This is a genomic window from Aestuariivirga sp. (assembly GCF_041738905.1).
GTDB lineage: Bacteria > Pseudomonadota > Alphaproteobacteria > Rhizobiales > Aestuariivirgaceae > Aestuariivirga.
Genome location: NZ_JBGSOZ010000107.1, coordinates 1 through 10,606, shown reverse-complemented (window position 1 = coordinate 10,606; position 10,606 = coordinate 1). Strand labels below are relative to the sequence as shown.

Annotated in this window: 10 protein-coding genes and 1 pseudogene; 3 read left to right on the top strand and 8 right to left on the bottom strand. The window is 61.3% G+C overall.

Going from position 1 to position 10,606, the window contains the following annotated elements:
- Positions 1-124: pseudogene (locus ACEW8Q_RS09240) on the top strand (IS630 family transposase); the annotation flags it as partial.
- Positions 76-1,143 carry a serine hydrolase gene (locus ACEW8Q_RS09235; RefSeq protein WP_373503763.1) on the top strand — a complete coding sequence of 356 codons (1,068 nt, stop codon included), beginning with the start codon at positions 76-78 and terminating at the stop codon, positions 1,141-1,143. The pseudogene ACEW8Q_RS09240 and the gene ACEW8Q_RS09235, both read left to right, overlap by 49 nt.
- 5 nt (positions 1,144-1,148) lie before the next feature.
- On the opposite strand, the gene fabZ is transcribed toward ACEW8Q_RS09235, so the two are convergent.
- The 7 genes from fabZ to pyrH form a co-directional block, all read right to left on the bottom strand.
- On the bottom strand, positions 1,149-1,625 hold the full coding sequence (gene fabZ, locus ACEW8Q_RS09230) for a 3-hydroxyacyl-ACP dehydratase FabZ (protein WP_373503764.1): 477 nt from the start codon (positions 1,623-1,625) through the stop codon (positions 1,149-1,151).
- Positions 1,626-1,737: 112 nt separating this feature from the next.
- On the bottom strand, positions 1,738-4,092 hold the full coding sequence (bamA, locus tag ACEW8Q_RS09225; RefSeq protein WP_373503762.1) for an outer membrane protein assembly factor BamA: 2,355 nt from the start codon (positions 4,090-4,092) through the stop codon (positions 1,738-1,740).
- 106 nt (positions 4,093-4,198) lie between these two features.
- Positions 4,199-5,347: an RIP metalloprotease RseP gene (rseP, locus tag ACEW8Q_RS09220; RefSeq protein ID WP_373503761.1), complete on the bottom strand. Its 1,149-nt coding sequence runs from the start codon at positions 5,345-5,347 to the stop codon at positions 4,199-4,201.
- A gap of 135 nt (positions 5,348-5,482) precedes the next feature.
- Positions 5,483-6,331: a phosphatidate cytidylyltransferase gene (locus ACEW8Q_RS09215; protein WP_373503760.1), complete on the bottom strand. Its 849-nt coding sequence runs from the start codon at positions 6,329-6,331 to the stop codon at positions 5,483-5,485.
- Positions 6,331-7,065: an isoprenyl transferase gene (locus ACEW8Q_RS09210; protein ID WP_373503759.1), complete on the bottom strand. Its 735-nt coding sequence runs from the start codon at positions 7,063-7,065 to the stop codon at positions 6,331-6,333. Before ACEW8Q_RS09210 ends, ACEW8Q_RS09215 begins: the two co-directional genes overlap by 1 nt.
- 18 nt (positions 7,066-7,083) lie before the next feature.
- Positions 7,084-7,650: a ribosome recycling factor gene (gene frr, locus ACEW8Q_RS09205; RefSeq protein ID WP_373503758.1), complete on the bottom strand. Its 567-nt coding sequence runs from the start codon at positions 7,648-7,650 to the stop codon at positions 7,084-7,086.
- Between the two features lie 4 nt (positions 7,651-7,654).
- Positions 7,655-8,374: a UMP kinase gene (gene pyrH / locus ACEW8Q_RS09200; RefSeq protein ID WP_373503757.1), complete on the bottom strand. Its 720-nt coding sequence runs from the start codon at positions 8,372-8,374 to the stop codon at positions 7,655-7,657.
- 106 nt (positions 8,375-8,480) lie between these two features.
- On the opposite strand from pyrH, the gene ACEW8Q_RS09195 reads away from it, so the two are divergent.
- Entirely contained in the window at positions 8,481-9,716 is a 1,236-nt protein-coding gene (locus ACEW8Q_RS09195; RefSeq protein ID WP_373503756.1) for a M10 family metallopeptidase C-terminal domain-containing protein, read from the top strand.
- Positions 9,717-9,775: 59 nt separating this feature from the next.
- Here the strand turns inward: ACEW8Q_RS09195 and tsf are convergent.
- On the bottom strand, positions 9,776-10,606 hold an 831-nt coding region (gene tsf / locus ACEW8Q_RS09190), incomplete at its 5' end, for a translation elongation factor Ts (protein WP_373503755.1).

Here is a 10,606-nt window from a genome sequence, read left to right as displayed (position 1 = left end):
CAACAGGATCTTCAAGTCCTACGAAGACATTCTCGACCATTGCTGTTTCGCTTGGAACAAGCTCATCGCCCAACCATGGCGCATCATGTCCATCGGCCTCAGGGACTGGGCTCACGCGTACTGATCAATGCGGATTGGTATTACTCCTACAGCAACATGGGCATCACCGCCGGGGCCGTCGCGGCGGCAGCCCCCACAGGCAAGCCATGGGAAGAGGTAGCGCAAGAAAAGCTCTACGGCCCGATCGGCATGGCCTCCACGAGTTCACGCCATGCCGACTTCGTAGGCCGGAGCAACCGGGCGGCACTCCACATCAGGCCTGCGGGAAAGTGGGAAGCGAAGCTCACGCGCAACGCCGATGTGCAGGCGCCTGCCGGTGGCGTGAGTTCAAGTGCCCGTGACCTTGCGCAATGGCTTCGCCTGGAACTGGCCAGGGGCAAGTACAACGGCCGGCAGCTGATCTCGGAGGATGCAATCTCCCAGACGCACGAGCCTCTGATGAACCGGGGACGAAATCCGGTGACAGGCAACGCCGCGTTTTATGGTCTGGGCTGGAACGTGGAGTTTGGCCGCCATGGCGTGGCGTGGGGCCACGCGGGTGCGTTCAGCGTCGGCGCCCGCACGCTGGTGTCGATCCACCCTGACTCAGGATTTGGCCTCGTCATCCTCAGCAATGCCTTCCCGACCGGCGTGCCCGAAGGGATTGCCGACAGCTTTGCCGAACTGGTGTTCACAGGCACGATCAGCAAGGACAGGATCACTCCCTGGAACGCGGCCTATGACGGGCTCTTCGGCCCGGCCATCGCTGCCGCGAAGAAGCTTTATGCGGCTGCTCCCGCCAACAAGAGCCCAGCCCTTCCCAATGCCGCCTACGCGGGAACATACGAAAATGACTATGCCGGATCAGCCGAAATCGCCGAGACCGGGGGCAAGCTCACCTTGAAACTCGGGCCGAAGGGCGAGCACGAATTCGCACTCACTCATTTCGACCGTAATCTGTTTCTCTATTATCCCGATCCCGAAATGGCAGATGTGCCGTCCGCCGCGCAGTTCGTGATCGCGCTTGATGGATTGGCGACAGCCGTCACCCTGGATTCGCTCAACGGCTCCGGCATGGGCACGCTCACCCGGCAGAATCCGTAACGGGATCAGGCGCCCCGCTCGTTCATCAGCATCGCGCCGATTTCGGCCTCGGCAACCTTCTTGCCGTCGACATGGGCCTCGGCCCAGTACTTCCACACAGGCGCACGCTTGTTGGAGAGCTTCACATGGATGTGCACGGTGTCTCCCGGCACGACGGGCTTCCTGAAGCGGGCCTTGTCGATCGACATGAAGAACACCAGCTTGCCGGCATGCTCGTCGCCCAGGTGATCGAGAACGAGAGCACCCGCCGTTTGCGCCATCGCTTCGACAAGCAGCACGCCCGGCATCACCGGCTTTCCGGGAAAGTGGCCCTGGAAGAAAGGCTCGTTCATGGTGACGTTCTTGATCGCCACGCCGCTGTCCTCGCCGTCCATGTCATACATGCGATCGATGAGGAGAAAGGGATAGCGGTGCGGCAGAAGCTTCATGATCCGCCCGATGTCAGCCGTCTTCAAGGTCTTCGCTGTCGTGCCGTCGCTCATCCTGTCGGTTTCCCCATAAAGTGACGGACGGCCCATGGGGCCGTCCGGTTTCATTCTGGCCTGACTCCCGGTCCCGTTCAGCGCCGTTGTCGAACGCTTGCCGCCGGTTGCGCTAGAAGCGTGTGCCGATCGAGAAGCGGAACCACTCGGTCTGGTCGTAGTCAGCCTGCATCAGCGGATAGGCTGCTTCAAACCGCAGAGGGCCGAATGGCGACTGCCAGATGATGCCCGCACCAACGGTGAGGCGGAAGTCTGCTGTGTCGAACACCTTGCAGTTCTTGAGGGGGTTGCCGTAGTTGCAGTCACCGGTGCCCTTCTTGACTGTCTTGTCGGGCGCACCGAAAACCGTACCGAAGTCCGAGAAGATCGAACCCTCGATGCCCCATTCCTCCGGAATGCCCAGAGGGAAATTCATCTCGACGGTTCCGATGGCATAGGTCTGCGCACCGATCGCGTCGGTGTCGCCGTCATTTCCGCGCTGACGCGGCCCGACGCCTGCCACCGCGAAACCGCGGAACGAGTCTGCACCCTTGAAGAAGCGATCCTGAACGGGAACATCGTCATCGCCGAGCGGCTGGATGAAGCCTGCGTTACCCTCGATCTTCAGGACAACGGAGTCTTCGTAGATCGGGAAGAAGGACCAGGCATGCGCTTCCAGCAGGCCGTAGTAGACATCGCCACCGAGGCCTGCGACTTCACCCGCGAGCTGGCCGCGGAAACCATTGGTCGGCCGAATGGGGCTGTCCAGATTGTCCCAGGTGTAGCTGCTGTTCAGCCAGGACTTCACCGACGAGCCTTCCATCTGGATGATGGCGGGAGCGGCGTCGTTCTTGTTGATGTTGTCGATCTCGCGCCACGCGAAGCCGTACTTGAAGTTGACAGAGCTGTACTCGTCAAGCCGGAAGCCGGTGCGGAGAGCGCCGCCGATCTGCTGGCTGTCATAGGATGATTCAGACTGATTGTCCGTCAGCGTGGCGAACACGTCAAAACCGGCGGCGAGCGGCAATCCCATGAAATAGGGATTGGTGAAACTGAAGTCGACGTTCTGCCGCTTGAAGCTGAGCGAAGTGTCGACCTTGACGTCATAGCCCTTGCCGAGGAAGTTGCGTTCCTGCAGCGCGACCGAACCCACCACATATTCCGTCGTCGAGAAGCCGATGGAGAAGTTGATGGTGCCCGTGGATTTCTCCTGTACCTCCACGACGAGAACAATCTTGTCGGCAGCAGAGCCCTGCTCTTCGCGGAAGTCGATCTTTTCGAAGTAGTCGAGAGCGGTCAGGCGGCGGCGTGCGCGGTCCACCACCACACGGTTGAAGGCATCGCCTTCGAACAGTTGCAGTTCGCGGCGGATGACCTCATCCTCGGTGCGGAAATTGCCGATGATATCGATGCGTTCAATGTAGGTTCGCGGACCCTCGACGATATCATAGGTGATGTTGAGGGTGTTCTGCCCCTCGTTGCGCTGGATATTCGGGTTGACCTTGGCGAAGACAAAACCCTGCCGCGCGGCTTCCAACGTGAGGTTCTCGACGCTCTTGTCGACGGCGCTGGCATCGTAATCCTGGCCCACACCGGTCTTCACGCCATCAATCAGGTCGCCTGAATCGAGCTGTGCATCGCCCACATTGACAGCGACGTCGGCAATGGTATAGCGCGGCCCTTCTTCAACCGTGAAGGTGATCGTAAAACCAGTGGCATCGGCGGAGAGCACCGGATCGGCAGAAATGACAGCGATGTCAGCGAAGCCGTTTTTCAGATAGTAGCGGCGCAGCAGTTCCTTGTCGTATTCGAGCCGGTCCGGATCGTAGTTGTCATTGCGCGCGAAGAAGTTCCACCAGGTATGCTCCTGCGTGCCGATGACGGAACGGAGATCTCCATCGTCAAAGGCCTGGTTGCCCTCGAACTCGATGCGCTTGACCTTGGTCTCTTCGCCTTCCTGGATCTCGAAAACGAGATCGACGCGGTTCTGCGGGAGGCGGATGATCTTCGGCGAAACCTTAACGGAGTAGAAGCCAGCGCGGCGATAGACGGCGATGACGCGATTGACGTCGCTCAGCACACGGGCGCGCGTGAACATCATGCGCTCGCGCAGTTCCACTTCCTTTACGAGATCGGCGTCCTTGACCTCGCTGTTGCCTTCGAAGTTGACCTGATTGACCATCGGGTTCTCTTCGACCCGCACGACAATCACATTGCCACGGCGGCTGATCTGCACGTCAGCGAACAAGCCGGTCTGGAACAGCGCCTTCACGGACGCGTCCATCTTGTCGGCATCCATCGATTCGCCAGGCGAGATCTGCATGTAGGAAAGGACGGTATCGGCTTCGACGCGCTGGTTTCCCTCGACCACAATCGAGGACACGACCTGCGCATAGGCCGGAGAGACAGCAACGGACGGCACCGCAACAGGCAGCAAGGCACTCAGAACGAAGGCCAGAAACCCAACGATTACAAACTTATAACGCATCAAATGGCCATTCTTCCGTTCCGAGCCGCCCCTTGAGATTCCCTGCCGACGATCGCCGTTTTAACTCCCCTGTTCGCGTTTGCAAACGAAAGTTGCCGGTGGCTTCTCAGCCTCCGAACCACACCGTTGCCACCCTCACCAGGTCGTTCCATGTCCCGACCACCATCAGCATGATCACCAACGAAAAGCCGATGCGGAAACCCCACTCCTGCGCATTCTCGCCGAGCGGCTTTCCGCGCACAGCTTCGATCGCGTAGTAAACCAAGTGTCCACCATCGAGCATAGGGATTGGGAAAAGGTTAATGAGACCTATACTGACCGACAAAAATGCGATGACACTGATGAACTGGTAGATGCCGACGGATGCCGCATCGCCCGCGGCTTTGGCCATTGCGATGGGTCCACCGAGCTGGTCGGCGCTCTCGCGGCCTGTCACCAGTTTTCCGAGATAGCGGAAAGTGGTCTCGACGATGAACCAGGTACGTTCGGTTCCGGCCTCGACTGCGCTCATGAGCCCCATGCGCTCGTAACGGATGCCGCCTTCAGGATTGTGGCGCACGCCCAGGAGGCCGATCCGCATCTTGCCGCCGAAACCGTCGGGCTCTTCCTTCAGCTGGGGCACGATGACGAGGTCGATGCGCTGACCGTTGCGCTCGATGACCATCGCCAGTTCCTCGCCGGCGCGCGTGATGACCGCCTGCTGAAGGTCGGAGAAGTTCCTGATCTCGCTGCCCTGGATTGAGATGACCAGATCACCCTTCTGGATCCCTGCCTGTTCAGCCGCGCTGCCCGGCAGAACCTCATCGACGCGGGGTTCGGTGACGGGCGAGCCGACAAGCATGAAGGCGGCGGAGAATATGGCGATGGCCAGAATGAAGTTCGCAATGGGGCCTGCGGCGACCACGGCGGCCCGCTGCCAGATGGGCTTGCCATGAAAATTGCCCGGATCGCCCTTTGCCTGCGCCACGGCACCCGCTTCGGGCATGCTCGCGGCATTGGCGTCGCCCTTGAACTTCACATAGCCGCCGAGCGGGATCCACGAGAGTTTCCAGCGGGTTCCGTGCCGGTCGACCCAGCCCGCAATCTCCTTGCCGAAGCCGATGGAGAAGGCCTCGACGCTCACCCCACACCAGCGCGCCACCATGAAGTGACCGAGTTCGTGAATGAAGACGATGATCATCAGCGCGATCAGGAACGGAATTGCATAGAGAATTCCGGTGCTGATCGGGAGATGCAGCATATTCAAGAAATCCATTCGTCACTTCCCATCAAGCCCGTAACCATTCCGGCTGCTGCCTACTTCGCAAGCATTGTGCCACCTGGCACAGCAGCTTTACCCTTTATTAACTACACGACGGGAGTTTTGCGGCAAGATTTCGGCAAAACAAGGTTACCAGAGCAAGATGCCGGCCCCCGAGTGCTCTACGCCGGACTTCAGTACGCCGATCAGAGCCGCTGCGGTTGCAACCGCCACCAATCCATCAACCCTGTCGATGACGCCGCCATGTCCCGGAATGAGGCGGCCGGAGTCCTTGACGCCATAATGACGCTTCATGGCGGATTTGAAGAGATCGCCCGCCTGTTCCACAATGGCCATGGCCGCGGCGATCATGACGAGGACCACAAGCGCCGGAAGCCCGAGCCACAGGCCGACGGCCAGTGCGCCAAGCGCGCTCCCCGCCATGGCACCACCCAGACCCGCCCAGGTCTTCTTCGGGCTTATGCGGGGCGCCAGCTTCGGTCCGCCGATTATGCGGCCGGCGAAATAGGCCAGCGTGTCGGCTGCCCACACCATCAGCATGATGAGGACAATGGCGGCAATCCCGTAGTCCGGATCTTCGCGGAGCAGCACCAGGGCGATGAGCGGAATCGAGACATAGGGAACGCCGAGATAGCGCCACGCCGGTCCGCCCGTCTCTTCATAAGCCGCCAGCGCGATCGACAGGATGGACAGCAGCGCAATGGCGATGAGGCCCCCGCCCAAACCAACATCCAGCGGAAGCAGAGCGCCGCACATGGCGCCAGCCGAATGAAGCGCGAACTGCACGGGGTTCCCCCGGTGAACGATGGCGACCCACTCCTGCGCCATCAGGATGCCGATCAGGGCCACGAAGAGATGAAACCAGATGCCGCCGGCCCAGACATCCGCCAGGACAGCCGGAATGAGCACGGCAGCGGACAGGGCCCGCACGCCGAGATCACCCCATTTGGCGGAGACCGACGGAGGGGTTTCGGCCATCAGGCCGTCTGCGCCTTGACGCCGCCGAAGCGGCGGTCGCGCGACTGGAACTCCTCGATGGCCCGGCTGAGGAGGCTGGCGTCGAACTCCGGCCAGTACTCGGGCAGGAACACGAATTCGGTATAGGCGCATTGCCACAGCAGATAGTTCGACAGCCGCTGCTCGCCGCCGGTGCGGATCAGCAGGTCAGGGTCCGGCAGGCCGCCGGTGTCGAGGTGGTTGCCAATTACGGCGGGCGTGATGTCGGCGGGATCGATCTTGCCCTCGGCCACCTTGCGGGCAATGATCTGAACGGCACGGGTGATCTCCTGCCGGCTACCGTAGTTGAAGGCGATCACCAGCTTCAACGCGGTGTTCTCGCGGGTGAGCGTTTCCGCCTCCTCGAACATGGTGCGGAGCGCCGGCTCAAGCCCGTCGCGGCCGCCGATGATCATGATGCGGACATTCGACTTGTGGAGTTCGGCCACGTCGGTGCGAATGAAGCGGCGCAGCAGTTCGAGAAGGAAACGCACCTCGGACTGCGGCCGCGACCAGTTCTCGGAGCTGAAGGAATACAGCGTGAGGACATCGATCCCCATGTCGGCTGCCGCGCGGACAGTGCGGCGAAGGGCTTCGACACCCTGGCGATGTCCGAAAGAGCGCGGCTTGCCCCGCCGCGTTGCCCAGCGTCCATTGCCATCCATGATGATGGCAACGTGTCTGGGCACGCCGTTTCTGGAGCCTAGATCCGTCATGATGACAGGTGATCGCCCTCAGACCTGCATGATTTCTTGTTCCTTGGTCTTCAGAACCTGTTCGATGTCTTTGATCGTGTCGTCGGTCATCTTCTGGACGTCGTCCGCCTTCTTCTTGTGATCGTCCTCGCTCATGAGGTGGGCCTTCTCGAGCTGCTTCAACTGGTCCATGCCGTCGCGGCGGACATTGCGGGCGGCCACGCGGGCCTTTTCCGCATATTGCTGGGCAACCTTTACCAGTTCCTTGCGGCGGTCCTGGGTGAGGTCCGGCATGCGCAGGCGGATGACCTGCCCCTCGGTCTGCGGGTTGAGGCCGAGGTTCGAGGCACGGATGGCCTTTTCGACGGCGACCACGAGGCCGCGGTCCCAGACGCTGATCTGCAGCAGGCGCGGCTCTGGCACCGAAACCGAAGCCACCTGGGCCAGCGGCATGTTGGCGCCATAGGCATCCACATGGATCGGCTCCAGAAGGCTGGCGGAAGCGCGGCCGGTGCGAAGGCCGCCGAAATCATGCCGCAACGCCTCGACGGCGCCGTGCATGCGCCGCTTGAGGTCGGCTGCGTCGAAAGGTTGGGGCTGTGCCATGAGATCAATCCTTGGTGACTGTCGTAAACAGCCCGCCGCCGCTGATCACGTCGAGCACGGCGCCGGGCTTCCTGATGGAGAACACAACTACCGGAATCCCGTTATCCCGCGCAAGGGCAATGGCAGCGGGGTCCATGATGCGGAGGTCCTTCGCCAGGATCTCCCCAAAGGTAATGCGGTCGTAGCGGATGGCCGAAGGGTCCTTCTTGGGGTCGGCCGAATAGACGCCATCGACGCTGGTGCCCTTGAACAGCGCATCGCAGCCGAGTTCGGCCGCCCTCAGCGCGGCACCCGTGTCGGTGGTGAAGAAGGGAAGCCCGGTGCCGGCCGCGCAGATGATGACCCTGCCCTGCTCCAGGTGGTGGATGCCCTTGGCGCGCGAATAGGTCTCGCAGACGGTTGGCATGGCGATGGCGGAGAGAACGCGGGCATCCATGCCCTTGCGCGTCAGCACGCCCTGCATGGCGAGCGCGTTCATGACGGTTGCCATGATGCCCATGTGGTCGGCCGACACTCGGTCCATGCCCTTCGCCGCGCCCGCAAGCCCCCGGAAGATGTTGCCGCCGCCGATGACGAGGGCGATCTGGGTGCCGGTCGCGGCGCAAGTCAGAATTTCGTCCGCGAGGCGCCCGACGGTTTCGAGGTCGATCCCATAGCCTTGCTGGCCCATGAGGACTTCGCCCGAGATCTTCAGGAGGATGCGCTTGTAGGCAGGCTTTGGCATGACATTGGAGACCGGCGTGGTGGACGTTGGAAGTACAATAGAAGGTGGCACTTGATTCGTCTTATGTGAGTTGGCTGGGAAGCCCCCACCCCCAGAAGTGTGGAGGATGGCGGCAACCGGTGAATTGCCGGTCAGAGGCCGACGTGGCTTCAGCCCGTTTCAACAAAATTCGGGGATTGCAGTCAAAATCACTAGAGCGGCGGCGAGCATCAGCGGCACGGCCGCGCCCAAGTTGACTCACTTCTTGCCCGTGACTGCGCCGCCATTGACAGAGATCAATGCAGCCGCCGTCTTGCATATGCATGCTTATATGCCAAACCTTGAGGATGTCATCATGGCTCTAGTCGTTGGTACATCGGGCGACGACACGCTGATCGGGACACCGGAGGATGATGTTCTCCGCGGCTTCGATGGCAACGACATCCTCGAAGGACTTGATGGCTGGGACGAATATCATGGCGGTGCGGGTAACGATCTCATCACGGTCGCCATTGAACCTGTCACAGCGAAGGGGATTGAAATCTACGATGGCGGCAATGGTTATGACACTGTCGCATGCGAGGTTCTCTCCTTAAAGTATTTCGGCGACCTGACGCGTGCCGTGTTCACCGGCATAGAGCAGCTGGATTTTACCGGTTTTGTCGGTCTCAACATAGGACAGGTTGCGAGCTTTCAGTCGATTTCCGCTGCGGTAGCCTATTTTACAGACGGAGGCTTGCTCGACATGACGGGCAAGACCTACGCGATTGCTTCGCTGGGTCTGGGCAATGTTGCCGGCAACCGACTCGTGCTGACGGGGCAAACGGCTCTGCCCGAGTATGCCGTGACCTGCGGGGATTTTGACGATGTCGTTCTTGGACCTGACAGTGCGAGCCTTCTGCTCGGTTTAAAGGGGAATGATGTCTTGCGTGGCGGAATGGCAGGCGACGAAATCTCGGGAGGGCTCGGAGAGGACCGCATCGATGGCGGCGGCGGCGGCGATGTGATCGAGGGCGGCGGAGGGAAGGACCGGTTGATTGGCGGCAACGGCGCCGACGCGTTCACGTATGGCCTGCTGACCGAGTCGCGCCCCGGTACGCTGCGCAGCGACGTGATCACGGATTTCGAAAGTGGCACGGATCTCATCGATCTTGCCGTCCTGGGACAGAAAGGCACCGTCTTGTTCGTTCAGGATGTTCTGGGCGATCCGTTCAGCGGTGTCGCGGGCGAGATTCGGATTTCCTACAACATCTCAGGCACGCGCACGGTTGTCGCATTGGATGCGGATGGCGATGCGGCGGCCGACTTCGCCATCTGCCTGAATGGCATCCACGCCCTCTCCAGCACCGATTTCATCCTGTAGCGCACGCAAAAGGGCCCCGTTTCCGGGGCCCTTCGGTGATACTTCCAATCGTAAACCGCTTACTGGCCGCCGGACATCTTCGCCACTTCGGCGGCGAAGTCGTCTTCCTTCTTCTCGATGCCTTCGCCCAACTGCATGCGGACGAAGCCGGTGAGCTTCACGTCGGCGCCTGCGGCCTTGGCGAGTTCGGCAATCGCCTGCGCCACGGTCTTTGAACCGTCATGCACATAGGCCTGCTCGAGGAGGCAGTTTTCCTTGGCGAAGGTCTTGAGGCCCGAGGCCACGATCTTCTCCAGCACGTTGGCAGGCTTGCCGGCGTTCTTCTCTTCGAGGATTGCAGACTCGCGCGCCAGCACATCGGCGGGAACGGCGTCTAGCGTCAAGGCAACGGGATTGGTCGCGGCGACGTGCATGGCGAGCATGCGGCCGAACGCGGCGAGTTCATCCTTCTTGCCGGTCGATTCGAGCGAGACCAGAACGCCGATCTTGCCAGCGCCCGGAGCGATCTGATTGTGGACGTAGGAGCCGATGACGCCATCGTTCACCGAGAGCGAGGCGGTGCGGCGCACCGTCATGTTCTCGCCGATGGACGCGACCATCTCGGCCACGAACTCGGCGACCGCATGAGACGTGCCCGGATAGGGCATGGTCTTCAGCTTCTCGCTGTCGCCATTGGCCTTCAACGCCAGCTTCGAGATCTCGGCGACCATGGCCTGGAACTTCTCGTTGCGGGCGACGAAGTCGGTCTCGGAGTTCACCTCGACCACGGCACCCGTGGTGCCGGCGACCGCGACGGCCACAAGGCCCTCCGCGGCGACGCGCGTCGACTTCTTGGCGGCCTTGGCGAGGCCCTTGGCGCGCAGCCAGTCGACGGCGGCTTCCATGTCGCC

Coding starts and splice junctions, on each gene's coding strand:
- pyrH (WP_373503757.1), bottom strand. CDS start 8,374: ATGCCAAAGCCTGCCTACAAGCGCATCCTCCTGAAGATCTCGGGCGAA.
- ACEW8Q_RS09215 (WP_373503760.1), bottom strand. CDS start 6,331: ATGGCCGAAACCCCTCCGTCGGTCTCCGCCAAATGGGGTGATCTCGGC.
- bamA (WP_373503762.1), bottom strand. CDS start 4,092: ATGCGTTATAAGTTTGTAATCGTTGGGTTTCTGGCCTTCGTTCTGAGT.
- rseP (WP_373503761.1), bottom strand. CDS start 5,347: ATGGATTTCTTGAATATGCTGCATCTCCCGATCAGCACCGGAATTCTC.
- ACEW8Q_RS09210 (WP_373503759.1), bottom strand. CDS start 7,065: ATGACGGATCTAGGCTCCAGAAACGGCGTGCCCAGACACGTTGCCATC.
- ACEW8Q_RS09195 (WP_373503756.1), top strand. CDS start 8,481: ATGGCGGCAACCGGTGAATTGCCGGTCAGAGGCCGACGTGGCTTCAGC.
- fabZ (WP_373503764.1), bottom strand. CDS start 1,625: ATGAGCGACGGCACGACAGCGAAGACCTTGAAGACGGCTGACATCGGG.
- frr (WP_373503758.1), bottom strand. CDS start 7,650: ATGGCACAGCCCCAACCTTTCGACGCAGCCGACCTCAAGCGGCGCATG.
- ACEW8Q_RS09235 (WP_373503763.1), top strand. CDS start 76: ATGGCGCATCATGTCCATCGGCCTCAGGGACTGGGCTCACGCGTACTG.